This window comes from Mesorhizobium loti (assembly GCA_014189435.1).
Classification (GTDB): Bacteria; Pseudomonadota; Alphaproteobacteria; order Rhizobiales; family Rhizobiaceae; genus Mesorhizobium; species Mesorhizobium loti_G.
The window spans coordinates 568,795-594,367 of record CP050295.1; the positions used below are offsets into that span (position 1 = coordinate 568,795).

The window sequence follows — 25,573 nt, forward strand, 5'->3', positions numbered from 1 at the left end:
GAGCGCAAATCCGCCTAGCGCCTTATTTGCGCGAGCAACGCGTCATTAATCGTCAATTTGGGTTATCGATTTCTTCTCATGCGGTAGGCCTCCAGGCTTGAATAGGGAACACGAAGTGGGCAACATCGATCGGTCCAGGAGGCGACGAAATAGCAGGCGCAACAACCGCATCGGGCCTTATGCGAAATCTGTTGCATCAGCTCTCGTGGCCGTCACGCTGCTCGGTGTCGGCTCAGCTTGGTATCACAATACAAATCCCCTCTTCGCGGCAGACACCGGGAAAGGAGTAGAGCTGATTGGCCGCGCTTCCGTGGTCGATGGCGACACGATCGAAATTCATGGCGAGCGTGTCCGCTTCAACGGGATCGATGCACCTGAGTCTGCCCAGACCTGCGATGACCGCGAAGGCAAGGCCTATCGTTGTGGTGCTCAGGCAGCCAAGGCCGTCGACGCGTTCTTATCCGCGTCCTCGCCCACTCGTTGCGACTTTGTAGAGCGCGATCGGTACGGCCGCTTCGTCGGCGATTGCTATCGGGCAGATGGCACAAGCGTCCAAGCGTGGATTGTCGGAAATGGGTGGGCGATGGACTGGCCGCGGTACAGCAACGGCAAATACGCGAACCAGCAGGAAGCCGCGAAAGCCGACCGGCTCGGAATCTGGGCCGGAACCGTGCAGCCGCCTTGGGAATGGCGGGCTGAGGGCCGCAAAAATCTGCCTAGCCAACCAGCGCCTCTGGTTGGCGTCACCTCCGGCGGCGCCAAAAGCTGCAACATCAAAGGCAACATCAGCACTACTGGCGAACGCATCTATCATGTGCCTAGCCAGCAGAACTACGAGAAAACCAAGATTACGGAGGACACCGGAGAACGGTGGTTCTGTTCAGAAGCCGAAGCACAGGCAGCCGGATGGCGTGCTGCCAAGAGATGACGATTTCTGGGATTGGATTGCAGCGGCCGACCATCCGAATGAACCACACCGTCGACGTCCTGCATATGTCGTGTGGCCGAATCCGAGCACCCTAAAGTGGACATCCTGGACGAATTCCCGGCATAGGTAGCAAAAGGCGCCTTCGACGCCCGGCTGTCGCAATTGCGATGGTGAAATCCGATCAGATGCATTTCTATGTGCGCCACTGCAACGGAGAGAGGCCGATGACGAGCATGACCAAAGGAAGCTGTCTGTGCGGAGCCGTTGCCTACGAGGTACATGGCGACTTGCGTCCGATCGTCGCCTGCCACTGCAATCAGTGCCGGAAAGCATCTGGTCATTACGTTGCAGCGACTCAGGCTGAACTCAAGGATGTCGTCATCAAAGGCGACACGCTGAAATGGTTTCAGTCCTCTGAAACGGCCAAGCGAGGCTTTTGCTCGAACTGCGGCAGCAACCTGTTTTGGCAGGGTTTCGGAAGGCCTCATATTTCTATTTGGGCCGGCACCATCGACGGTCCAACCAAACTAAGGATGGAGAGCCAGTTGTACCCTGAATCGGCCGGCGACTATTACGATCTCCCCGATATTCCCGTGGTGGAACAATCGTCCCTCAGAGAATGAACATATGGTCATGCTGTCGAGACCAGGACCGCAGCTCGCGATGAGGCGGTCGGTCAGACCTGGTGGCGTTTACTGCCGAAATCTAGCTCGTCGAATCCGCGATTGCGCGGGTTCCCCGATCACTTCTCATTATTCGTCACAATGCCGTCGCAGGGCCAGACTACCGCCACGTATTGACGATCCACGGCGCGACAAGACCGTGGCATCGCAGCCCGGCGATGAAGGTCTGCGTCTGCCATTTGCCGAATGGCGCATGCGTCCTGAAGCGCTCGCCCTTCGGCGCCCAGCCGGTGCGTTTGGTCAGCTTGGTATTGGTCGACGTCTCATCGATGAAGATCAGCCGCGCCAAAGCCTTGTTGAAGAACCGCTTTCGCCGCCCGGTCCACAATTCACGCGCCTGGCGCACGTCGGCCCGCTGCTGCTCGCTGGCCTGTAGAGTTTTTTTTATGACTGAGCCCCAGGCGATTGAGCAGGCGCCCGACATTGGAGCGATGCACGCTTACCCCACGCACCTCCAGTTCGACGCAAAGCTCATCCAGCGTCAGTTCGCCGGTCTGGGCCAATCGCAAGCGAACAAACTCGGCATGCGGCTCAAGCTTGCCGCCGCCCACATGGCCCTGCCGGCGCGCTTCAAGCGAACCGGTCTGCCGGCGCAGGTTGATCAGATTGTTCACAAAGCGAGGCGAAACGCGGAAATGGCGCGCAGCCTCGCGGTGACCATGTCCCTCATCGACATACGCAACAACACGCCGACGCAACTCAAGCGGTAGCGGCTTGCCCATCGCGGTCTCCTTTCAACCGCAATGAATCACGAACTCAAATCAAAGGGAATCCTGAATCCCTTAAATCGCGACACGCTTTAGCCCAAAAGCAACAGTCACAACTTCTCTCAAGTCCGCACGATCCGCCTCCTCGTCGCCTTCCAGCAAGCGGTGCCAGAGCTTCGTCGATCCCTGTGGTTCTGCGTGCTGCCTCAATGCCAGAAGCGCCTCGTGTTAACAAAGGTGTCATGCGCTTCTGCGGCGTCTTCAAGAAGCTTGGACTTGTCTTCGGAGCGGAAGAGATCCGTCGCACCAGCCACGTCCGAAAGCGCCAGCGCTGCCAGCATATCGGGGGCGGTGGCGAGATCGTTGAGGCTGCCGAGCTGATCCTGCAGGTCCTTCATCGCCATGATGAACCGTCGATGGCGTTTGGCTTCCGCCTTGCTCTTGTAAAGCGGCTCGAAGAACTCCGCCGCATAGCGCAGTTTCTTTGCGGCGATGCGCACTTCATGGCGGGTCTCGTCATCGGCATCGATCAGATTGTTGCCGCCCTTCGCCACCTTTTTCCAAAGTCTATCAAATACACCGGAGGCGAAATCCCGCGACGACTGCTCGTGCAACGTTTCGTCCGTTTGGTCGGTTCGCCAGTCCCTGATGGAAATCCACTCGGCGGCATCGATCATCAACGTGCGGGCGCGCGCCGAGGAGAGCGATGCTTCGACCGCCGCATAGGCTTCGTCGCGCGCGTCTTGAAGACGGATTGAAAGAGCCTCGCTCGAAGCGCGGTCGATCATCACGTCGATATTGCGCGCATCGCCAAATTCCGAGGCGAGCCATGTCAATTCTTCGCGCAGGCGGTCGAAACGGCAGTCGTCGAACTGCGACTTGCAGATCGAGCATAGGGAGCGCAGCCGTCGCAGCGACACGCGAGCCTAGTGTACGGCCTCGGCATCGCGAAACCAGCCCAGCGCCGTTTCATTGAGACGAAACTGTTTGAGACACGCCGCTGCGATGCGCGCGAAAGCCGTTGCCGCGCTCATCTCGCATGTAAGCGGGGTCGCGGCCGCGTTCACAGCACAGGGCGCCGAGCCAAGCAGACGATAGCCCCGTTCCGCTTTGCTCAGCACCCCAAGATGTGCCGGCGTGATCAGGTCGACTTTCCGGGCGAGCGCAAACAGCGCTGTCGTGAACCCGCCTTCTTTTCCAACTCTATCTCGCAGAGCGGCGCCTCACGATCGGCCGCAAGGACCTTGCCAAGATCCAAAGCGACTTCGATCGTGGCGTCGCCATCCATCACATTCCAACGATGCCGTTTGACATGAACCTCGAACAAGGGCGCAAGCTTTGGGCCAGCCCCTGCAAGCAGGTCTCGAATCTGCGGACCGTCAAGTATCGGGGTATCGCCGTAGACCGGTCGCTCCCATTCCTCGCGCGTGAACGATCCGACCGCGGCACCATCGCCGGCTTTGACGGTTTGTATCCGTTCATTTCCCGATTGCCGAATGCGAAGCGACAGGCCGCGCTTGGACAGATCCCATCCAGGGGTGTCGAAATAGATGGATCTCTGCTGAAGAATGGTGGGCGAGGATCCGAAAGGATTTTTCCTCAGCAGCGACGCTGCACCCGACCGCGAGAGCTCGAGCTTCAGTTCCGTTTCCTGCATGATGTCCTCGGCGTCGCTTCACGATAATCGGAGGGACCCCACCACATGGTGCGTCACACTCGGTTTTTGATATCACGAGTCCATGTGACCTGTTCACTGTCCTTGAATGCCTTGTGCAGCATGGCTTCCAGCATCCGCGTCGGTTCGCGAATGCGCTCTCCAAAACAGAGTTGAGCACTTTTTTGCGGATGCGCAGGAAGCCCTTCGTCGGTACGAAGGGAAGATTTGCCCGTCCTATAAGGGCAGCGCTCCGGTCCGAATTGGGCCGAAGCCAAAGGAATTGCGGTCGTGGCGAAACGGTAGACGCGCAGCGTTGAGGTCGCTGTGGGGCAACCCGTGGAAGTTCGAGTCTTCGCGGGTTTCAAACTTTTTTTGGAAACTGCAGGAGCTTGCCCTTTTTCGCCCCGGCCTTGATCGCTGCCGAGCGCTTCTTTTCGGCAGCCATTGCACCATACTGACGCCGGGTTGCCGTTGCCTCGCAGGGTGCGCATATTGGCGGCAGGAAAAAGGGGAGGGAACTCGATGAGCAGGACACCAAAGCCACCCAAGGGAGGTCTAGCTGGCGTCGACGAGTTGCAAAAGTCGATGAGAGAGATGAGGGCAGCCGAACTGGCTATTCTGAATCAACTCGTGAAGGAAAAGCCCGAATTAGCGAAGCCGGATCGGCACGATGATCTCCTTGAAGAATTCAAGCGGCGCCTAGAGAAAAGCCGCCCCCGATAAAAGGGGACGGCTTGGCCAACGCCACCATTGGCGGCCGGGTAATCAGGCGGGCCGCGTCAAGGCCGCAGATGGGGGAACGTGGCTATCATCCATGCTCGAAGCGCAAGGATATCCTCCGCAGGTCGGTCCCGGTAATACTCCTCGATCTCATGTAAGACCTCTACTAAATTAGGGCTCATTTGCTTTGCCAGGGGTGACGCCGGCAGCGCCCTGGTCGAGGTCGCGGGGGCTAAGAGTCGGTTTGGAAAATCACGGATGGGCGTTTCTGCGTAGCATGATGCCGCCCATGGCGACGAGGATCATGGCCTGCGAGACATCGATGCGCTGCTCGTAATCGCGCACGAGGCGTCGCCACCGGATCATCCATCCGAACGTCCGTTCGACGACCCAGCGACGCGGTAGAACCTTGAAGCCTTTCTGGTCGTCGGTGCGGCGGATGATCTCGACGATGAAGTCGAGATAGCAGGCCTTATCCATCAGCTTGAGCCGGTCATAGGCCCCGTCGGCGAAGAGATGCTTGACCCACGGCCAGCGTTTGCGGATGCCGTCGAGTATCGCCTGCGCACCCGCGCTGTCGGAGATGTCAGCGGTGGTCAGGTTGACCATCAGGAGCCGTCCGTCCGTATCGACCGCAATATGGCGCTTGCGCCCGACGATCTTCTTACCCGCGTCGTAGCCTCGTGCTTTTGCATGGGGTGCCTTGATCGACTGACTATCAATCACACCAGCGCTGGGTGAAGGTTCGCGGCCCTGCCGCTCGCGGTCGAGCATCAGTTCCACGTCGTGGATCGTCTGAAACAGGAAGCGCCGTGCCAACTCGCGGAACCAGCTATAGACCGTCTGCCACGGCCCAAAATGAATGGGCAACATCCGCCACCCACAGCCTGAGCGCACCAGATAGCGCACCGCGTTGATTACCTCCCGAAAATCCACCTCGCGGGGACGCCCACGCCGACCAGGAACCGGCATCAGTGGCGCGATCCGCTCCCATTCCTCATCTGTCAGATCACACGGATAACGCTTCGTCTTACGCGCGATCTTGGCAACACGGCCACGGCTCTGTTCGGTCCACATCCTCGCTCTGAATCAGACTTCATGCGCAAACGAAACCCCTCAAATCCGATTTTCCAAACAGCCTCTAATCCGTCAAGTATTGAGCGGCGGGATATTTTCGTGGTATTAACGCAATCGGTCATTGGAAGCTCCTACTAGCTTTTGGTGACAAGTAGCGGGAGGCTTGTTGGTCGCAAGCCCCCGCTGCGAACCTCAGAATCATTGCTGGATTTGCATATTTTTGCAAGAGGGGGCCAGTTATTTATACACTTCATGCATTTTTATGACTTCAGTTTCCCTTGAGATCAGCCGTCAGTTATTCGTGTTTTTTCGATCCAGTTCTTCGCAAAGTTGGGAGGGGATCTATGGAATTCAACGAACGGGAGAAGGCCGCTTTAAGCCCAACTCTGATTAATGCAGCGGCCTTCTGCATCGTCCTTTCGACGGTCTATCTAGTGGATTGATCGAGACAAAAGAGTCCGATGTTGGATTCCCATCGGTTTTCGCATGTGCGACGATCGGGCATGCGCACCGGTATTACATTTGACGTCACTGCCGCCGACAGGATCCGGCTCGAAGCCATCGTGGCAAAGCACGGTTCGCCGCAGAAGCATGCGTGGCGGGCGAAGATCATTCTGATGAGCGATGACGGCTTGGGAACCGTGACCATTATGGAGGCTACCGGCAAATCGAAGACCTGCGTGTGGCGATGGCAGGAGCGTTTTATGGCCGAAGGCGTGGATGGCCTTTTGCGCGACAAGAGCCGCCCGCCAGGCATTGCGCCACTCGATCCCGAACTGGTCGATCAGGTGATCGCGCTGACGCTGGAAACGCCCACCACCAGCGCCGGCGTGCAGGATTCATCGGCGATGTCGACGAGGCGCTGCTGCGCCGATCGCATCTCCTGCAGCAGCTTTACCGGGTCCAGCCTCGCCTGTGTTTGCGCAAGCCTGGCACGAACCGGTTCAGGCGTGCGTGGATCTGCCAGCAGTCGCTGGCACGGTGTTGCCGCAGGGTGATAGCGCTTGCGCACGCGGGCGCCGTCCCGTTCCTTTCCGGCCAGCTTGAAGGAGGGTTGGAAGAAGTTCACGAACAGCCGAACCGTCGAATAGAGCTGTGCAAGGGCAGCAGCGGCTTCACGCCCCTCCAGCCGACGATGCGTCGCGCCACGGCGCCGTTCTTCTGTTCGACGAAGGCCTGGTCATCTTTGCGGTAAGGACGGCAGCGGGTGAACTCGATGCCGGCATCCAGACAGTAGTCGCGTATCGTCTCGTTCAGGAACACGCTGTCATTGTCCGTGTCGAATCCGAGAAGCTGAAATGGCAGGAGCCGCCGTAATACCGTCAGCACCTCGCTCAACAGCTTCTGTTCACGCACCAGCAAGGGCGCGCATTCCGTCCACCCGCTCGCGATGTCGGTAAGACAAAGCGTTTGTATGAAGCTTCCCCGCGTCGTCGGTCCACTGTGCGCCACCAGGTCGGCCTCGACGAATCCAGGCGGAGGATCCTGCCAATCGGAGAAGGTTCGGATCGGAATGCTGCGCCGCAGCGCGGTGGACGCTGTACTGCGACGGCGTCTCGGCCCACCAGCGATGTCTCGAACCTCGCGAAGGGCGCGATCGATCGTGGCCGCGCTCATCGCCAATAGCCGTGTGCGGATCTCGGCGGTTAGGTGCAGATGCCCGTGACGCTCCATTGCCTCCACCAGAATCGGAATCAGCATCTTCAGACGCTTGCCGCAGATGCGATCCGAAGCTTCCCAGAGCACGATCAGCGCTTCGCGCACCGCGTCGTCATAAAGCCGGCGCTCCGGTCGCGGGCCCGAACGCTGCGCCTGTGGTCCATTCCGCAGCAACCGCATGGCATGCTTGCGGTGAACGCCGCTTACCGCCGCGAATTCATCGAGAATGCGCGACTTCTCTGCCCGATCGCCTCGGGCGTAGCGCTCCGCTACCACCTTCACCAGCTCATCCCGCGTCGCCATGCTTATCCGCCTCATCTGATTTGCTCCCGCCCCAAAACTGCGGGGAGCAAATCAGATGAGGCAACGGCCCAACATCCGGGAGCAGTTCAGGCGATGCAATGCGCGCTCTCACATTGATTGCCGCGCCGCACGCGTTCGCGATGTCGTCGTCCGGCTGATCGATTCCGTTCCTCAGAAGTCGCGAGAGGTTGGGGAGCGACATCTCATGTATCTCGAAATCCGGGCAACGGTACTCGATCTGGAGGAGCCAGGACCTGCTGCTTTGCCCTTGCGGGATGAATGCCCATTTTTTCTCAGACGCCCATAATCATTGCATATATGCGCGCTACGAAGGGTCAGAATTGGGAACGAAACCAAATCGGGCGAGGCTTGATCATGTCGACCGCTAGCCGAGGGAAATCCTCCGCACAGCTTTTCCGCCATCTATCGGCAAAGTGGCCTTCAGCGTTCAATCCGAAAGCCCCCAGGCCGCTCAAGATCGGCATCCATCATGACATTCGCGCGCTTGATGGCGAACTGTCTGATGATGAATTGAGGAGAGCCCTGCGCGCCTACACCAGAATGGCCAGATACTTGGCCAGGCTGGATGCAGGCGCCGCGCGGGTTGATCTCGACGGCAAGCCGGCCGGCGAGGTATCGGATGCGGACGCGGCGACCGCCAAGGCTTTGCTGTGCGCCCGCAAGGACAAGCAAGAGACCAAGCAAACGCCGGAGCCAAGCGCAAAGCCTGAAGCGCCACCCAAACGGAAACCGAAGCAAACGGTCGTGTTCAAGGCAAAGAATACGGCCCACAGCCCGACCGGAATAGTCGTTGAGACGAAGCGTCGCCGGTCATTCCGAAAGCCGATGGCTTGATCGCCGCTGAGCAATCACGTTGTTCGAACAGGAAAGCCGCCTAGCTCTGCATTGGCAAGCGCATGATCTTTTCTACGGATTGCCGATCATCGTTGATGAATGGCTGCCAACGGGAGAGTGAGACTGCCCCATCTGGTCGGCCAGCGATTCGAGGAGTTGGCAAACTTGATCGGGCCGGCCGGAGCTTTCGCTTTGGAAGGCAAGGCATCCGCAGCAGCATTGTCGACATTCCGCGCCCATGAGAGCCTGCGCACGTCGCTGTGTCACGGTGTCGGCAAAATTGTACTCGACCAACAAGGGGGTTGGTTGCTCGTGTTCAGCGGAAAAGGTTACCTGTCCAGTTCTGCTAGCCTCGGCAAAGGCCCTCCGAGAGCCGACGGCAATGGAGCGACAGTATGGCGACCGCCTTCTGTCGGCGTCCGGCAAACCGACGAAGCCCATGCGCACCTTCACGCCTACATCGTCCCTGACGACTTGCGCGCCTCCTGCCTTCATCCGGGCGTTGATAGCGCTGGGATATCCTCAAGCGCCTTCCGCCACTTGACATGATATCACATGAGATATCATATTGAAGCTATGAATGTGTTCGATGCCAATGTCTTGCTGGCTGGATTGCGGTCATCGAACGGTGCTTCGAACGTGATCGTCCGCGAGATGATCCAGGGAAACGTCCCTTTCGCCGTGTCGCCCGCCGTCTCGCTCGAATACGAGGACGTGCTGAAGCGTGCCGGGATTCTCGGAGAGAACCCATGGATCACAAACGAAGAGATCGATGTTGTCCTCGACGCGGTATTCAAGCGCGCCAAACTGGTCTCCCCTTGGTTCCGGTTCAGGCCGTTCCTGACCGATCCCAAGGACGACCTTTACATCGAATGTGCCCTCGCCGCCGGAGCGAGGACCATCGTCACCAGTGATCGGCATTTTGACATTCCGGCAGTAGGCGATTTTGGCATTTCGATCATCAAGGCAGGAGCTTTCGTCGCCGAATTCAGAAGAAGGAACCAACCATCATGAGCACATATCCGTTGAGGCTTGCCGACCATGTGATGGAAGAGGCCAAGCAGGCTGCAGCAGAAGACAACGTGTCGCTGAACCAGCTCCTATCGGCGTTCATTGCCGACGGTGTCGGCCATCGGCGCGCAATCCTCAGTCTCAAGAAAAGGGCCGCGCGCGGCAGTACCGATGCGGCCTTGGCGATCTTGGATCGCGCGCCGGATGTCGCGCCAGATCCAGGAGACGAGCTTGTAGAGGAAGGAAGTTCGGTTAGCCCGAAAATGTGAGGACTCCAAAAGGGTCGCCTGTGTTTGGTAGATAGGCTCGATCCCGTTAGCCCTTGCCTTGGGGTTCTATCAAGCAGGATCGACAGCCTTTTCGTGGTGGATGCCTCCGCCCTCGCGCGCAACGCAGCCAAGCTCTTAGTGAACACAAATCCTATCCTGCGGGCGTTCTCTTCGTCACTGCTTAACTCGTTCTCTCAGGCATGGTGATGTTCCTTTGCCAGTCCTCGGTGAACAGCATCAGGAGGCCCGCGGGCGTGGACCGGTGCGCCCCCATGCCCCCACCCCGCGCGGAAACGACTCCTTGCGAAAGCGGCTGCACCATCACGGGAGTCCTTTGCGAAAGGATTGACGCGAGCATCCGCCCCTCCCCGGCGCGCTCCTCGGGCGCCAGGTCTTTCGATTCAGGGTTGACGTCACGTCACCGCCGCAGGCTTTCATGCGCGGCACGGCTTCCCCGAAGCCCCCCGTTCCGTCAGTTTCCTCACCGTCCCGGCCTCGGCCGACGTCCTTCGAAGGCAGCGGCTGCCCGCGGCCTCTGCCAACCGCTCCGCCGCAGCGACCGTTCTATCGTAGGCTAATCCTTGGTGGGTCCTGAGCAGACCCGATTTCTCGTAGGCAGCGACACAGGACCTGCCGCCTGGTCTTGTCGAACTGACGCATAGGTTGTAGTGCCGACGTATGGCGCTAAGGGCAGGAATTTTCCCTCAACCGGGACAAGTGTTGATATGCGATTTTGGACCAGAACCCGACAAGATTGCGGAACCAGGGATCATGAAGGGCCCGCTCGGTGTCAAACCTGAGATGTACAAGGAGCGTCACTGTGTCGCGCTGAGTGCCGGCCGAGGACTCACCACCATCGCACCGTTCTCAACTGTCGCTCCAAAAACACCGCAAAAGTATCATTATTGCATTCCTCCGGGGGCGTACCCATTTTTTGATCCGCATGAGGAAAACTGGCTCAAGGCCGACATGCTGGAGACCGTTAGCAACGAACGCCTCGACCAGCCTTTTTTGGCAGGGAAGAGGTCTAACGTGAGCCTCTCGAAAGTGGACTTGTTGGAGGTGCGTAAGGCTATTTTGCACTGGCTAGGCCTCAGTCGCTTGACAGAGCACCTGTGAGCCACCATATTTACGAATGTCAGCCGTACCCATTCGGCAAGATAGATCGTCAAGGCCCTGCAGGTTCACGCCTGTGGGGCCTAAGCTTTTTTGGGAGTAAAAATGCGCTGAATATGCCTGATAGGGCATTCGACCGAGTTGATGGCGGCGCAGCGCAAAAACCGGGGGCCAAGCCTGCCAGCTTACTGCGACCCGCCATGACGAGGACGTGATTTGCCTCCGACGCCATCCGCTATTCGGTGGCACCGCCAGAGAAGATAGTCTCCAATCACCAATCGATGGGAACCTGGGATCGGCAGGCGATCGAACGTTTTACCCATCTCTGGAAACCGAGCCAGATTCTTACGGGCCTCGTCCCAAGACAGTGCCACCTCATGAAAACTTCATGACCGCCATAGTCTGCGGGAGCGACCTTCGCTGGGATCGATCGCTGCGGACCTTCGACCAAGTGGCGTATCACGACGAGATTGCAAAATATCTAATGCCGTATCCAGAGGTATAGTGGATGCGTTCAGCTGGCGCCTGAGATACTGCGCCTCGGAACCTTTGCGAGCCCGAAAGGTTGGGGCGGGTGACGGCGGGCCATCGCGCTTCCCTCAGGGGTTTCGAAATCGCCCGGCTCGGCGAGCCTGCGATCCGGGAACTATTGAATTTGCTCCAGTCGAAGTCCAATCACAGGAAACTGCAGACCGGTCCCAAAACCGCTTTCTGCCGCCTGTATGACTGGCTCGCCCACGAGTCCGACGACGACGCCTATGAACCCCTTCGTGACATCATCATGCGCCACTCGATCGAGACGATGCCGGTCGTGTCCAGAGGATGAGATCTTCGGAAGGCCGGTATCTACCCGGAAGTTGCATTCCGTACGAACCGCATCCATCGAGTTCGAAACTCATCCCAAACGCCTTCGCAAACTGCTCCTTCTTGGCAAGTTGATCGATGAGACGACACGAACTGTCCCCGATGACAAGGTGCTCTTCGATGCCGAAGAAGGCCGCACGTTCATCCGGCGCGTGTTCGACGCTTTGCCTATGACGGATGCTGCGAAATACCTCAACGTGCCTCGCCTCCACGACCGCGGCCTGCTGGAGCACGGGTTCATCCGACCCGTGATCGAACTCGACCAAGGAGTTCTTACGCACTACAATTTTGCAAAGGCGGCCCTGGATGATTTCCTGGCGCGCCTCCTCGCCGGCGCAGACGAACCTGGCGAGGCGGACCCCGGGTTCTGCAATCTCCTCAGTGCCGGAAAGCAAGCATGCTGCGCTGTCATGGAGATCGTCAGGCTTAAGCTCGAAGGGAAACTGACGCGCACGAGAAAGTCGCCGACTGACTGCGGTTTCCTTTCTCTCCTGGTCGATCCGGATGAGGTCCGCCTACTGGTGCGACGAGAGGAGCATGGCGGACTGTCCCTTCGCGAAACCGAAAAGAGCCTCGGCGTAAGATCTGAAGTTCTTACCGCCCTCCTCGCGCAAGGCCACCTCCCATTCAGGGTTGGCATCAATCCCGTCAACCGTTGCCCGCAGAAACTGGTGATGCGAGCCGACCTTGATGAATTCATGAGAACCTATGTGTCGCTCATTCGGCTCGCAAAGGAACGGGGAGTTCATTTCAGCGGATTGAAGTCGGCTCTTGAAGAGTCCGGCGTCCCGCTGGCATTCGACCGCGAAACGATCAGCACGAGGTTTTATCGTCGAGACTCGCTGCCGTCCGTTTGACCCAAGACGTCCATCAATACAAAGCCCGGCGCCTGCCGGGTTTTTTGTACCCCAGCACAAGTGAGGCGCACTGTCGTGTCCAAAGCGAGGCGTCCTGTTGTGTCTAAAGCCTGAATTCGTGAGGCATTTCTGTATAAAATATTGAGATATTTCAAATAGTTACACGACGATGCGAGGCAAACTTTGAGGGTCCCGACAGGACGTCGTTGGCGCATGCGTCGCCTCCATGCGGGATGTGTTCCCGCCATCGAAGGGCAAAGCCGCCATTGATGCAGCCTGTAGACCTTTACAGCTTGCTAGCGAACGACGCGGCCAAGATTCGCCTGACCGGAGCCTGCGTCGTGGAGATTGACCGCATCAATGCTGACAAGGCCTTCCGGCGTCATCCGCTGGCCTTTGACCTCGATGGGTGCGCGGCGTGGCGGCACCCAGCCGATCTGGCTGAAATCAGGGATCAAGAGGAGGCTCCGATCGATTGGTCGATGCGAACCGCAAACAGGGGCTCGCAGACGGCAACGCCTTCGGTGAAGGCGGGCCGTCGTTCCGCTGCCAGCGTCTCGACCGGACGTTCGCTTTTCAACGGATAGAGCGTGGTGGCGATGATGGTTGGCTCGCCTGCCTGATAGGCTGCGTTGCGCCGCGCTGCCGCGGCATGAACGCGTGCCTGGATATGCCCGCCCTGGAGGCTGGACAAGACGCCGCCCTCGGCCTCGATTGTCTGCAATTCCGCCCAGGCCATCTCGCACAGTTCCGCGGTCAGCGCTTCGACCGCGCCGGATCCGTAGGCAGGATCGGCGACATGATCGATATGGCTTTCATTGGCCATGATCAGTTGCGCGTTGCGGGCAACGCGGCGGGCAAAACCCGCCGGCAGACCATGCGCGATCGTGTGCGGCAGGATTGAGATCGAATCGGCGCCGCCTGATGCTGCCGCAAAGCAGGCAATCGTGGTGCGCAGGATGTTGGTTTCGGGGTCCAATGCCGTCATCATGCGAAACGACGTCTCTGCGTGGATATTGGCGGTGGAATTGGGGATCGAACAGGCTTCCTGCAGCCGTGCCCAGAGCCTGCGCAGTGCCCGAACCTTGGCCACCGACAGGAATTGGTCCTGGTCGACGCTGAGCGCAAAGCCGATATGGGGTGCGGCATAGACAAGCGGCTGCCGCGCCGTCTCGAACATTCTGAGATAGGAGACCGCCGAAGCCAGCATGATGCCAAGCTCTTGCGCCTCCGTGGCGCCGGCATTGTGGAGCACGCGGCCGTCCGCCTCCAGGAGCACGCCCGGAACGCCCATCGAGAAGAAATGCGCCAACGACTGCGGCATCGACGCCTGCAACGCCTCGATCGACATGCGCAGCCGGCCGGTCCCGGCGAAGATCGCCGCCGGATCGATGCCGAAGGAGAGGTTGAGCTTTGCCGGGTCCGAACGGCGCTTGCTCAGGAGCGCCACCAGCCAGTCGGCCACGGCCCGGCTCCAGGGATGGGCATCGATGCGGATCTGGATACGGTTGAGCGGCACACCGTCCAGCACTGTCTCCAGTGCCTGCGCCGTCCTCGGCAAGCCGTAGCCGAATGCGTTGGGCGCGCCTTCAAAAACAAGCGACAATCCCGTCGCGCCTTGCGCTACGTCCTCCAGGGCCTGGGCCCTGGCGCGGTCGATATCCGGATCGTCGACGCGCTGGCTGACGATCCAGGGCGATTTCGGGTTTGCGCGCACGGTTGGTTCCGCTGCGGTGCTGCGGTCGTAAAGTGGTTCGATGCGGATGTTGTCGTCGGTGTGCGAGACCAGCTTTTCCTCGAAGGATGCGCCGGCCAACGCCTTTTCCGCCAGGGCCAGCCATCGCTGGCGCTCGGCATTCTCGGGTTCAACATCCCTGGTCAAGGCTCCAGCTCCCATCCTTCTTCCTCGTTTTTATGCGTCCGCATCAGCCTGGAACACAGTCTACGGTTCCCGGTCCGATATCGTAATGCAATGCACTTGTTGGATCTGAATTCGACCTATCGGAATTATGTCAGCCTGTGGCACAAACCATGGCCGATTGCCACATACCGGCAAAATTGACGATCTCGGCAGCAACCCACGAGCTCCATCCATCTGGTCGGGAAGCGCATAGTTCAGGGCGATGCTGCGTGATCAGGTGGGTGGTCTCCGGCTGTTTCGTTGTTTTTGAGTTTGCAACCGACATCGAACTGATGTGTGCGACCCCGGCTCAACAATCCCTGCAGGTGGGGCGAGGCGTCCGCCTTCGTCTCATGGCTAAATCCGGCATCAAAGACAGCCGATGGCGCCACTCGCGGCCAGTGCCGACCTTTCGAACAGGGCAAGGACTGCCTTGTCATCAGATGGATCCACCATTGTCGGCAGGAGGTGGTTGCGCAATGTCACGCTCGTTCAGCCAAAGTTCCAGGGCCTCTACCATCTCTTCGGCTGACTTGCCGAGTGTCTTGAGATGGATTTCGGGTTTTTCCGGTACTTCATACGGTGAATCGACGCCGGTGAAATTCTTGATCTCGCCATTCAGCGCCCGGGCATACAGGCCCTTTGGGTCGCGCCTGGCGCATTCTTCGAACGGCGTGTCGACGAACACCTCGACGAATTCGCCGTCGGCCATCAATTCCCGCGCCATGCGCCGCTCGGCGCTGAACGGCGAGATGAAGGACACGATGACAATCAGCCCGGCATCGGCCATCAGCCGCGCCACTTCGGCGACGCGGCGGATGTTTTCGACACGATCGGCGTCGGTGAAGCCGAGATCGCGATTGAGGCCGTGACGGACGTTGTCGCCATCCAGGATGTAGGTATGGCGCCCGGTGGCGTAGAGCTTCTTTTCAAACAGATTGGCGATGGTCGACTTGCCGGAGCCGGAAAGCCCGGTGAACCAGAACACGGCGGGCCGCTGGTGCTTCATGTCGGCGCGGACGCGCTTGTCGACATCGAGCGATTGCCAGTGGATGTTTTCGGCGCGGCGCAGCGAATGCAGGATCATGCCGGCGCCGACTGTGGCGTTGGAGATGCGGTCGATCAGGATGAAGGCGCCAGTGGTGCGGTTCTCTGCGAAAGGATCGAAGGCGATCGGTGTCCGCGTCGAGATGTTGCAGATGCCGACTTCGTTCATCTCGAGCGACTTGGCCGCCTCATGAGCAAAGTCGTTGACGTTGATCCGGTATTTCAGGTCGGTGACGGTGGCGCTGGTCTGGTCGGTCTCGGTGCGCAGGATGTAGGAGCGACCCGGCAGCAGCGCATGCTCGTCGAACCAGACGATGTTGGCGGCGAACTGGTCGGCGACCTGCGGCCGTGCTGCCGGCGACACCAGCATGTTGCCTCGGGAAACCTCGACCTCGTCGTCGAGGACAAGCGTGATGGCCTGGCCGGCGACTGCCTTTGGCAGGTCACCGCCATGCGCGACGATGCGCCTGACATGCGAGGACTTGCCGGATTTGGCGACGACAACCTCGTCGCCCGGCGAAACCGAGCCGGAGGCAATCGTGCCGGCAAAGCCGCGAAAATCGAGATTGGGACGGTTCACATACTGCACCGGAAACCGGAACGGCAGTTCGACCGCGGCTTCGTCGACCGATACGGTTTCCAGATGCTCGATCAGCGTCGGGCCGGAATACCATTCCATGCTGTCCGAGCGGCCGGTGACGTTGTCGCCGTAGCGGGCGGACATCGGGATCGGCACGATGGTCTGGAAGCCGAGATCGCGCGAGAATTGCCGGTAGGCCTCGGTGATGCGTTCGAAGATCGCCTGGTCGAACCCGACGAGATCGATCTTGTTGACGGCCAGCACGATGTGCCGGATGCCGAGCAGCGAGGCGATGATCGAATGGCGTCTCGTCTGCGGCAATACCCCTTGCCGGGCATCGATCAGCACGATGGCCAGGTCGGCGGTCGAGGCGCCGGTCGCCATGTTACGCGTGTATTGTTCGTGGCCGGGCGTGTCGGCAACGATGAACTTGCGCTTCGGCGTAGCGAAGAAGCGATAGGCGACGTCGATGGTGATACCTTGCTCGCGCTCGGCCTCGAGGCCATCGACCAGAAGCGCGAAATCGATGTCGTCGCCGGTCGTGCCGTGTTTGCGCGAATCGCGTTCGAGCGCGGCGAGCTGGTCCTCGAAAATCTGCTTGGTGTCCGACAGCAGGCGGCCGATCAGCGTCGACTTGCCATCATCGACGGAACCGCAGGTCAGGAAACGCAGCAGCGATTTCTTCTCCTGCGCCGCCAGATAGTCGCGGACGCCGTCAGTGGAGGCGAGGCTCTTTGCCATGATGTGGCGCATGGTCAGAAATACCCCTCGCGCTTCTTCTTTTCCATCGAGCCGGCTTCATCGCGGTCGATCAGGCGTCCCTGCCGTTCGGAGGTGCGCGCGGTCAGCATTTCGCCGACGATGGCTTCCAGCGTGTCGGCATCCGATTCGATGGCGCGGGTCAGCGGATAGCAACCGAGCGTGCGGAACCGCACAAGGCGGTCCTCCACAGTCTCGCCGGGGCGCAGTTTCATGCGCTCGTCATCCCGCAGGATCAGCATGCCGTCGCGCTCGACGACGGGCCGTTGCTTGGCGAAATAGAGCGGCACGATCGGGATGTCTTCCTGCAGAATGTACTGCCAGATGTCGAGCTCGGTCCAATTCGACAGCGGAAAGACGCGGATCGATTCACCCGATGCGATGCGGGTGTTGAATATCTTCCACATCTCCGGCCGTTGGTTCTTCGGGTCCCACACATGCTGCGCGTTGCGGAAGGAGAATATGCGTTCCTTGGCGCGGGATTTCTCCTCGTCGCGTCGGGCGCCGCCAAAGGCGGCGTCGAAACCGTATTTGTCGAGCGCCTGGCGCAACGCCACGGTCTTCATCACATGGGTGTGCGTGTTCGAACCGTGATCGAACGGGTTGATGTTGTCGCGCACGCCATCTTCGTTGACATGAACCAGGAGATCGAAGCCGAGTTTCTGCGCCATCTGATCGCGAAAGGCGATCATCTCGCGGAATTTCCACGTCGTGTCGACGTGAAGGAAGGGGAATGGCGGCTTGGCGGGATAAAACGCCTTCATCGCCAGATGCATCAGCACGGAGGAGTCCTTGCCGACCGAATAGAGCATGACCGGCTTGGCAAAGGCGGCCGCAACCTCGCGGAAGATGTGGATGGACTCGGCCTCAAGCCGTTGCAGGTGCGTCAAAGGAACATTCATGTCGGCACTTTCTAATCCAGCCTTTGACGGCGCTTAAAGCGCCGCCCCGGGCAGAACTGCCAGTCATCCCCGAAGCGGGCCCCTGCAAGCGCGAATGTGCGCCGGACGTTCGACGCTTGCTGAAACCATATGATCACAGCTTTCGTCATCGCAACGATCTGAGACATCCGAGAGATTGCCCCAATGGTGTGCTGTTCAATCAGCCGGCAATATCATACGCCGGCCAAACGGAATGAACGACCATGCCCGTTCGTGGAGATAGTACAGCACGATTTTTGTAATAACTTCAGCACTGGCGATCGATCCTGCGGAAACGACATTTCCAGTTATGAGCCAGCTCAGCGCGAACGTATCGACACTGCCTGTGATGCGCCAACTGACGGCCTTGGCTATGGATCTGCCGTGGGTCTCGGGAACAGGAATGAACATGCGCAATCGCTCCAGGGGGACGTCAAAACCGACCTGATTTGGTCAGCTTGGTTTGATGGTGGGAACGTTCTTGATCCTGCCTGTCGATCAGGTCGGGAGGAAGTACGTTGGCGGTCATGCCCTTCTTCGCAAGTCTGCAACAAGAACGCACTTAGTTGATGCCAATCGCGGCCAAGTGGCAGCCCCGTCGTGGAGCAAGCCCGCTACTGGCTGCGAAGGCCAGTCAGACGGCAGCGACGTCAAAGAACCTCGCATAAGGTCCGTCTGCGAAGTGAAGCCGCAACTCGTCGAAGTTCTCTACCGTTTCGTCGAGCGGTCGCGCTTCCTGGCGCTGAAGGATGGCGCGACCGGAAAGCTGAAGCCCCGGAACCCCCAAGAAATCCCAAACCGCTCCCAAACATGCGGCGGGTTCTTGAAGAAGGCTCTCATATTCGATTACCAGCACGTTGGACGGCGCGAAGGCGTGCGCAACTCGAGCGTAGAAAGCGTCGGCGGTTTTGAAGTACGCCTCGCAGTTGTCGATTGGCAATCTGACCCGTGGTGGCGGAGCCCCATCCTTGTCCGAACTGAACTTCAGCCATTGGCCGCTTTGCCGTGCCTGCACGAGCGACCTTAGCGATTCCAGTATGTTTCTCCGGACCACGAGGATGACCTTGAGTCCTGGCCAACGGGCCAGTTCCGCAAAAAAGCCCGGATGATCGTGAAACTGAGGTTCGTTGACCTTGCAGCCAACATGCGTCACCGTCTTGTCGCTCCAAGTGGGACAGCGCACGTAAGCAAGCTCTAGGAGCTCGCGATCGCCGAGCAGCAAGCGATCCTTATCGGGCCAGTTGGTGTCGTACTCGTTGAGCAACTCACCGTTACTCAATATGTTCGGATGCTCGTTTAGCAATACTTCCAGGTAGTGTGTCCCGGTCCTTGGCATAGCAAGGATGGCAAAAGGCTCAGGTGTCGGTGAAATGTGGGTCATGGTGTGTGTTCCAGCTGATGATAGTTTCGACGGTTCAGGGCGCCCAGGACAAGAATACTGGATGTGATCTCTTGAGACGCGGAAGGATGCAATCCGCGCTCATGCAGCCGGATCGCGCCATGAGGTTCTGGTATCGCAGACCGGCGTGCAAGGCTGCGTCCAGTCGCGTGTGCGCCTCAGCTTGTGTGTTCTGCTGTCCCCAACTCACAGTCGCTGGGCCAAGCACGTTCGCGGCTGTAGCCGTTCGCGATGCCGACTCTCGTTCTCCTTCTTGTATTCGTAAGTAGCATCAACGCAGCAGGCGCCGGCGAAGCAGCACCATCGAGAGGAAGAACGGCACTACCGCGTATATGCAAAGCGCACCAATGTGCAGGGCGATGTCCCCAGCCGGGCGATCAAGCATGCCCGGACGAATCAGGTCGATCGAATGCGCCAGCGGTAAGATGCCCGCTATGTGCTGAAAGGTGCTTGGCAGTTGAGTGACCGGGAAGACAGCGCCGGACAGGAACAACATGGGTGTGAGGAAGAGCGTCTGGTAGAATATGAAGTAGTGGTAACTGGGCGCAAGCGCGGTTACGATCATCGCCAGGCTCGCAAAGGCCAACCCAGTGAGAGCGATGACTGGTAGCACATAGAGGACGGACGACCATGCTGAGTAGCCCGCTATGACGGCCACCATCGCAATTGCCGTACCGGCCAGAAAGGCTCTTGTCGTTGCCCACACCAACTCACCGAGAACTATGTCGCCAAGGGTAAGTTGTGTGTGCAGGATCGCTTCCCAGGTCCGCTGTTCGTTCATGCGAGGGAAAGTCGCATAAATTGTTTCGAAGGTGGACGCGGTCATCGCACTTGTCGCGACCATGCCGGCTGCCAAAAAAGCAGGGTACGACGCGTCTTCAACGCGACCTACCATCATTCCGAGACCAGTGCCGAGTCCGAACAGGTAGATCATAGGATCGGCGAGGTTACCGAGAATCGACGCGAGCGCGACCTTCGTCCATGCCAGATAGTTGCGGCGCCATACCGCAATCCAGTTCCAAGCGTTGGCGGGTAGAGCCGCCGAAAAACCTTTACCCATCGTTCACTTCTCCATCTCGCGTCCGGTCAGCCGCAAGAAAACGTCCTCCAGACTGGGTGGACGCTCCAGAAGGCGCAGACCCGCGCGCCCGCGCAGTTGTACGCGAACCTGCTCCGGATCGGCCGTATAGCAAAAGAGCGTCTCGCCGCTCACCTCGACGCGCTGCACGTATGGCCTGATCAGCGAAACCAACTCCTGGGGATTCCCGCCGAAGATCTCGATCACCTGGCACCCGATGTGTTCCTCAATCAGGGCATGAGGGCTGCCTTCGGCGAGTTTGCGTCCATGCTCCAGAACGCACAGCCGATCGCATAAACGCTCGGCCTCTTCCATAAAATGGGTAGTCAAAATGATCGTCTTACCGCGCCCCAGCAGGAAACGCAGACGCTCCCAAATCAGGTGTCGCGCGTGCGGGTCGAGGCCGGTCGTCGGCTCGTCCATCACGAGTAGCTGGGGGTCGTTGATCAGCGCACGTGCCAGTGTCAAACGCCGTTTCATGCCGCCAGATAGTTCGCCGACACGTGCATCCGCCTTGCTCTCAAGACGGGCGAACTCGAGGAGCGACGGGATGACCTCTTTGATCTTGCGTGTGCTCATGCCGAAGTAGCGCCCGAACACCAACAGGTTCTCTCGTACGGTGAATTCCTGGTCAAGGTTGTCGAACTGCGGAACCACGCCGATGCTCTTGCGTGCCAAGCGACTCCGCGCACCCACTGGCTCTCCAAGAACCGTGATCTTGCCCGCATCAGGCACTGTCATGCCAAGGAGCATACGCGCAATCGTGCTCTTGCCCGCACCGTTCGGCCCCAGCAAACCGAAGCACTCTCCCGACGCAACGGTGAACGACAGCCCGTTCACAACAAGCTTGTCGCCGAAGGACTTCTTCACGCCGGCAAGGTCGATTGCTACTTTGGACATGTGTCTATCTCAGTCTTAAGAGGCCATCAGCCGGCCCGGTAGCTTACTTGCGAATATTTCTTGGCAGAACCGGCCATCGCATAGTGACGGCCCCTTTGGATAGTCACAGCCGAAGCAAGCGTGTGTCGCTCTCACCGGACGGATTAGCGTCGAGATGCAATCGATCGCCGTGCTGACAATTGATGGATGTTGCCCAAGCTCACAACGTGTCCATCCAGCCAACGCACTCGATCACTCAGCGCTGCAAACGCTGTCCGCGTTCACCAACTTTGAAGAATCGCGCGGAAGATCCGTTCTTCGAATTGCCTCAGCACTTCCCGAACTGCCTGTACCAACTCCGGCAATCGGGTTTGCGACGATGATCTGCTTTTTGTCGGCGTTGGGCAGGGTGGCAGTCTTGCGTGAAAGCCAATCACTATTGCTCAAGGTGCACAAAGCATAGGCTTTCAAGGGGAGTAACAGAAAGATGTTGATAAAAGTGTGCAGTGAAAAGCCGATAAATCGAGCTTGCCGAGCTCGACATGCTGTCACGGTGCACCGAATGATGGTCATTGCTGCAATAACGAGGATTGTCGGCCACGGCAGCGTGGCTGTCAGTGCAAACTGCGCAATCCCGGCTATTACAGACAGGGCAAGAAGTAGCGGGCCAAGATTCTGTCCGACGACGTCCAATGTAAGATAGCGATCGAGGCCGGGCAACAGGCGCAGCGCAAGCAGCGTGTCCCGGAAAGTGCTCCGTGCCCAGCGCAGTTGTTGGCGCAGATAAGGTCCTAACCTATCGGGAACCACCGTTACAGCAATAGCGTCCGGAACGTACTCGGTTCGAAAGCCTGCCTCCAGCATGAGGATCGTAAGATGGCGATCCTCACCGAAGTCGCTTGGCTTGCCCCGAAACATCTGCGTCTCGTACTGGTCTAGCAGCGAAAGCAGCGAAGATCGGCGGTACATAGCACATGGGCCGCAACAGCACATGACAGCACCGAAGCGGGCTTGCGCCGCCCTCTCCTCGTTGCAGGCCAGCCAGTACTCCATATCGATCAATCGGGTCAGCCAAGTGTCGCTCCGGTTGCTTGCCGTCAACTGGCCCATGGCAGCGCCGATTGCTGGATCCTGCATCTTCCGTGCAAGCTTCCTGATGACGTCGGACGCAAGTGTCGTGTCCGAGTCGACGTTGAGCACCAAATCTCCAGATGAGCGACGTATCGCGGCGATCTGCGCTTTGCGCTTGCCGACATTCTCTGGGAGCAGAATGAAGTCGAATCGCGGGTCGCCGGCGTAATTGTCGTGAACGGGAATGACGGCGTCGCGATTTCCAGAACCGTCATCAACCACGTAGACACGTAGCTTTCCGGCGTATTCCTGGTTTGCAATGGAATCTAGGCACGCCGAGAGCGTAAGCGGGCCTTCGTTGTAGCAGGGGATGATGACATCCACGCTCGGCCAGAGGTCGGAGCCGACCAGGTCTTCCGACGCCGGTGCAACGGTTGGCGGCAGGGAATAAACCGCCTGCATGCCCTTATAAACAGTCGAGAGCAGTGCATAGCACGCGACGGCGACAGTACTGGTCGTGGTAAGCAGGTCCATGGGATCTCGTATGTTCAGTGATGTTGAGGGAGCGGGCGGATTACAAAACCGCGGTGATGCAGCGCTGGAATCAGGATGGATAGCGCCGTGACAGTCTGGTCACGCAGACTGGCGTAGGTGGCCGATTTCAACTCCTCGGGCCACCCGTCGTGCAAGAGCACAATTGCGCCCGGCCCAACACCGGTGAGCACCTCATCGACAATCGCGTCGACGCCAGGGCGAGCCCAGTCTCGCGGGTCAACTGACCAATGGACGCATGCCAATCCAGCGCGCGCCGACGTAGTGAGCACGTCCTCGGTCCAGACCCCATACGGCGCGCGCATGCGCCGCACCGTGGCCTCGGGACACGCCATCCTGATGGCGTTGCTTGCCTCGACTATTTCACGTTCGACTTCGCCGGGTTCGCATCTGGACAGGTCCGGATGAGTCATCGTGTGATTGGCTACCTCGTGCCCTTCTGCAATCATTCGTCGGATGAGTTCCGGCTGGTCTGCTGCGTGGGCACCGATGACGAAGAACGTCGCCGGCACCCGATGTTGCGCCAACAAATCGAGGATCTGCGGTGTGCAAACTGGATTGGGCCCGTCGTCAAACGTCAAATAGACGCTGCGATCTTGAGTGCCGTCAGCGCAGTCACTGGGCACTTCGCACATGTAGTCCACATTTTTCATAGGTTTGGAACGCTCCGATCGATCAGGGTGCCGGGCGGCCACTCGCCCATCGAGCATCGAATTGGCGCAACATGGTTCGGCATCGCCTGCCAAACCGTGTCGGATGGAATGGAGAGGTTGTCGCGTCGTGTCGACGCGATGGACCTTGCACGGGTCACCGAAGAACCAAGCCGCAATCGACATGCGACTTGATTGATGTTGGGCGTATGCCGGAAGGCGTACACCAGAAAATGCTCCTCGGAGCCGAAAGTGCTCCTCGGAGCTAAGGCAAACATCGACAACGTTCCTTTAGGACTTCCTTGAATTCTCCCTATGCGACGTTCTGCAAAATCGGTAAAATCGTTTGTTTCGATCAGATGCATCCACGCTTTGGATAGCTGATGACATGCGTTTTCAAACGGCTCGATGTAAATCTCCTCGTGGTGGACGACGCGCGCTCGGCGGGCGCGGCCTCACTGCCGCGGCAAGCCGAAGCATCGGATGACACGAGCCCTTTCGAACAATCATCGTGACTAGCCCGCCAGCTTGCGGCGCGCTATGGCGTCGCATTGTGTGGTCCAGCGCTATCGAGCTACGGGTAGCGCTCGGCCTGGGGTGGCCATCGCCGCAGCGTTCTGGAGCATCGGCGTTCATCATCATCATCGAGCGGATCGAGCAGACCTCGAATCTGACGCTGCATCGGCAGAAGCTGGCCGCACGCGGTATCTTAGTGTCCCGTAATGCGGTTTGGCAGTTTCTCAGGCGCGAGGGGGGAAGATGGGCCAGCTCATCCACACAACCACATCCACCGAATGCGCAAACCACCTCGCAAACGCTCGTGGGCATGCTTCTATCAAAATGCTCTAAGCCAAGCGGCCATGTCGTCGCGCGGCTGCACGATTCTTTCAACGATGAAATATTGCCATGAACAGCCGCGAACTTATTCTAATACCGCGTGCGGAAGCACTCGCCCCCTAAGTTCGTTAGAGTGGAGACCTCTCGCGTGATGCCTACCCGCACTGTGGCCCATCTCCCGCGTAATCTCGGCCGCCACTACCTGCCGCTCTTGGCCATCAGGGCGGCCGACGGCCAAGGGTGATCACGCCGCTCTGCTGGGCTATCTGAAATCACGCATATTGCTGCCCCTTCGGTGATGCTGGATGAATCCCAGATCTTCGTGGCAGATAGCTGGTTGCGCAGGTCGCGGACCGTGACGCAAGGGCGTTTTGGAACAGGTAAGGTCCGGTCAGCCCGTGCTCAGATCATCGCCAAGCCGCCATTCACATGGATGGTCTGGCCGGTGACGTAGGCGGCTTCGTTGGAGGCGAGATAGGCGACGGCGGACGCCACTTCAACACTCGAGCCCATGCGGCGCGTCGGAATCGCCGCCATGATCATCTCCTTCTGCTTGTCGTTGAGCTTGTCGGTCATTGCCGATTCTATGAAGCCCGGGGCGACGCAGTTGACGGTGATGTTGCGGGTGGCGATCTCCTGCGCCAGCGATTTGGAAAAGCCGATCATGCCGGCCTTGGAGGCGCAGTAGTTGGTCTGACCGGGATTGCCGGTGACGCCGACCACCGAGGTGATGTTGATGATGCGGCCGTGGCGGCGGCGCATCATCGGATGGGTGAGTTCACGGGTCAGCCTGAAGACAGCGGTCAGGTTGACCTCGAGCACGGTGTCCCAGTCGGCGTCCGACATGCGCACGAACAGACCGTCCTTGGTGATGCCGGCATTGTTGACCAGTATGTCGACACCTTCGAGATCGGCCTCCGCCTTCTGGCCGAGCGCCTTGACCTCGTCGCGGTTCGACAAATTGGCCGGGAACAGCTTGACCCGGTCGCCAAGCTCGGCGGCCAGCGTCTCCAGCTTCTCGACGCGGGTGCCGTGCAGGCCGACGACGGCGCCTTGCGCATGCAGCACCCTGGCGATCGCCTCGCCGATGCCCCCGGATGCGCCGGTGACGAGCGCCTTGCGGCCAGTCAGTTCCAACATTTATTATGCTCTTTTCAAATGCTGCAGCATCGCCGCGCCAGAAGTCTCGGTTCGT

General features: G+C 59.1%; 24 protein-coding genes and 3 pseudogenes. 9 read left to right on the forward strand and 18 right to left on the reverse strand.

Annotated elements, in window-relative coordinates; translation table 11 throughout:
- Nucleotides 1-169: 169 nt before the first annotated feature.
- Together HB777_39735 and HB777_39740 are read left to right on the forward strand one after the other, a co-directional pair.
- Nucleotides 170-928 (forward strand): thermonuclease family protein, encoded by a 759-nt coding sequence (locus HB777_39735; GenBank protein ID QND69774.1) that lies wholly within the window; start codon nt 170-172, stop codon nt 926-928.
- A gap of 233 nt (nt 929-1,161) precedes the next feature.
- Complete coding sequence (locus HB777_39740; protein QND69775.1) at nt 1,162-1,551, forward strand: GFA family protein; 390 nt, start codon at nt 1,162-1,164, stop codon at nt 1,549-1,551.
- Nucleotides 1,552-1,711: 160 nt separating this feature from the next.
- Here HB777_39740 and HB777_39745 read toward each other — a convergent pair whose 3' ends face one another.
- The 5 genes and pseudogenes from HB777_39745 to HB777_39765 form a co-directional block, all read right to left on the reverse strand.
- Nucleotides 1,712-1,957, reverse strand: a complete 246-nt coding sequence (locus HB777_39745) for a hypothetical protein (GenBank protein ID QND69680.1) — start codon at nt 1,955-1,957, stop codon at nt 1,712-1,714.
- Nucleotides 1,941-2,333, reverse strand: a complete 393-nt coding sequence (locus HB777_39750) for a transposase (protein ID QND69681.1) — start codon at nt 2,331-2,333, stop codon at nt 1,941-1,943. The genes HB777_39745 and HB777_39750 overlap by 17 nt, the downstream gene beginning before the upstream one ends.
- Nucleotides 2,334-2,524: 191 nt before the next feature.
- Nucleotides 2,525-3,975 (reverse strand): annotated as a pseudogene (locus HB777_39755) (inorganic triphosphatase).
- A gap of 53 nt (nt 3,976-4,028) precedes the next feature.
- Nucleotides 4,029-4,523, reverse strand: coding sequence for a hypothetical protein (locus HB777_39760; GenBank protein QND69682.1), 495 nt, complete (start codon nt 4,521-4,523; stop codon nt 4,029-4,031).
- Between the two features lie 424 nt (nt 4,524-4,947).
- Nucleotides 4,948-5,772, reverse strand: coding sequence for an IS5 family transposase (locus HB777_39765; GenBank protein QND69683.1), 825 nt, complete (start codon nt 5,770-5,772; stop codon nt 4,948-4,950).
- 503 nt (nt 5,773-6,275) lie between these two features.
- On the opposite strand from HB777_39765, the pseudogene HB777_39770 reads away from it, so the two are divergent.
- Nucleotides 6,276-6,587, forward strand: a pseudogene (locus tag HB777_39770) (helix-turn-helix domain-containing protein).
- Between the two features lie 2 nt (nt 6,588-6,589).
- Here HB777_39770 and HB777_39775 read toward each other — a convergent pair.
- A pseudogene (locus tag HB777_39775) lies at nt 6,590-7,734 on the reverse strand (transposase family protein).
- 375 nt (nt 7,735-8,109) lie between these two features.
- On the opposite strand from HB777_39775, the gene HB777_39780 reads away from it, so the two are divergent.
- From HB777_39780 to HB777_39805, 6 genes are all read left to right on the forward strand, one after another.
- Nucleotides 8,110-8,589: a prop expression regulator gene (locus HB777_39780; GenBank protein ID QND69776.1), complete on the forward strand. Its 480-nt coding sequence runs from the start codon at nt 8,110-8,112 to the stop codon at nt 8,587-8,589.
- A gap of 576 nt (nt 8,590-9,165) precedes the next feature.
- Nucleotides 9,166-9,603: a PIN domain-containing protein gene (locus tag HB777_39785; protein ID QND69684.1), complete on the forward strand. Its 438-nt coding sequence runs from the start codon at nt 9,166-9,168 to the stop codon at nt 9,601-9,603.
- On the forward strand, nt 9,600-9,869 hold the full coding sequence (locus tag HB777_39790; protein ID QND69685.1) for a hypothetical protein: 270 nt from the start codon (nt 9,600-9,602) through the stop codon (nt 9,867-9,869). The genes HB777_39785 and HB777_39790 overlap by 4 nt, the downstream gene beginning before the upstream one ends.
- Before the next feature lie 678 nt (nt 9,870-10,547).
- Nucleotides 10,548-10,988, forward strand: a complete 441-nt coding sequence (locus tag HB777_39795; GenBank protein ID QND69686.1) for a hypothetical protein — start codon at nt 10,548-10,550, stop codon at nt 10,986-10,988.
- A gap of 571 nt (nt 10,989-11,559) precedes the next feature.
- Nucleotides 11,560-11,811 (forward strand): hypothetical protein, encoded by a 252-nt coding sequence (locus HB777_39800; GenBank protein ID QND69687.1) that lies wholly within the window; start codon nt 11,560-11,562, stop codon nt 11,809-11,811.
- Between the two features lie 31 nt (nt 11,812-11,842).
- Complete coding sequence (locus tag HB777_39805) at nt 11,843-12,706, forward strand: hypothetical protein (protein ID QND69688.1); 864 nt, start codon at nt 11,843-11,845, stop codon at nt 12,704-12,706.
- A gap of 296 nt (nt 12,707-13,002) precedes the next feature.
- Here HB777_39805 and HB777_39810 read toward each other — a convergent pair whose 3' ends face one another.
- The 12 genes from HB777_39810 to fabG all read right to left on the reverse strand — a co-directional run bounded on the left by HB777_39810 (nt 13,003) and on the right by fabG (nt 25,518).
- Nucleotides 13,003-13,164 carry a hypothetical protein gene (locus HB777_39810; GenBank protein QND69335.1) on the reverse strand — a complete coding sequence of 54 codons (162 nt, stop codon included), beginning with the start codon at nt 13,162-13,164 and terminating at the stop codon, nt 13,003-13,005.
- Entirely contained in the window at nt 13,161-14,603 is a 1,443-nt protein-coding gene (locus HB777_39815; GenBank protein ID QND69689.1) for a methylmalonyl-CoA mutase, read from the reverse strand. Before HB777_39815 ends, HB777_39810 begins: the two co-directional genes overlap by 4 nt.
- 442 nt (nt 14,604-15,045) lie before the next feature.
- Complete coding sequence (gene cysN, locus HB777_39820) at nt 15,046-16,986, reverse strand: sulfate adenylyltransferase subunit CysN (protein ID QND69690.1); 1,941 nt, start codon at nt 16,984-16,986, stop codon at nt 15,046-15,048.
- A gap of 2 nt (nt 16,987-16,988) precedes the next feature.
- The gene (gene cysD / locus HB777_39825; protein ID QND69691.1) at nt 16,989-17,894 is read right to left on the reverse strand and encodes a sulfate adenylyltransferase subunit CysD; all 906 of its coding nucleotides are present in this window, start codon (nt 17,892-17,894) and stop codon (nt 16,989-16,991) included.
- A 195-nt stretch (nt 17,895-18,089) separates the two neighbouring features.
- Nucleotides 18,090-18,323 (reverse strand): DUF2061 domain-containing protein, encoded by a 234-nt coding sequence (locus HB777_39830; GenBank protein ID QND69692.1) that lies wholly within the window; start codon nt 18,321-18,323, stop codon nt 18,090-18,092.
- 223 nt (nt 18,324-18,546) lie between these two features.
- Nucleotides 18,547-19,293: a sulfotransferase gene (locus HB777_39835; GenBank protein ID QND69693.1), complete on the reverse strand. Its 747-nt coding sequence runs from the start codon at nt 19,291-19,293 to the stop codon at nt 18,547-18,549.
- A 289-nt stretch (nt 19,294-19,582) separates the two neighbouring features.
- Nucleotides 19,583-20,371, reverse strand: coding sequence for an ABC transporter permease (locus HB777_39840; GenBank protein QND69694.1), 789 nt, complete (start codon nt 20,369-20,371; stop codon nt 19,583-19,585).
- A gap of 3 nt (nt 20,372-20,374) precedes the next feature.
- Entirely contained in the window at nt 20,375-21,289 is a 915-nt protein-coding gene (gene nodI, locus HB777_39845; protein ID QND69695.1) for a nodulation factor ABC transporter ATP-binding protein NodI, read from the reverse strand.
- Between the two features lie 231 nt (nt 21,290-21,520).
- Entirely contained in the window at nt 21,521-22,873 is a 1,353-nt protein-coding gene (gene nodC / locus HB777_39850) for a chitooligosaccharide synthase NodC (protein ID QND69696.1), read from the reverse strand.
- 14 nt (nt 22,874-22,887) lie between these two features.
- Nucleotides 22,888-23,544 carry a chitooligosaccharide deacetylase NodB gene (gene nodB, locus HB777_39855; protein ID QND69697.1) on the reverse strand — a complete coding sequence of 219 codons (657 nt, stop codon included), beginning with the start codon at nt 23,542-23,544 and terminating at the stop codon, nt 22,888-22,890.
- A complete protein-coding gene (locus tag HB777_39860; GenBank protein QND69698.1) occupies nt 23,541-23,906 on the reverse strand; it encodes a hypothetical protein in 366 nt (121 codons plus the stop codon). Before HB777_39860 ends, nodB begins: the two co-directional genes overlap by 4 nt.
- Before the next feature lie 874 nt (nt 23,907-24,780).
- Nucleotides 24,781-25,518 (reverse strand): 3-oxoacyl-[acyl-carrier-protein] reductase, encoded by a 738-nt coding sequence (gene fabG / locus HB777_39865; protein ID QND69699.1) that lies wholly within the window; start codon nt 25,516-25,518, stop codon nt 24,781-24,783.
- Between the last annotated feature and the right edge of the window lie 55 nt (nt 25,519-25,573).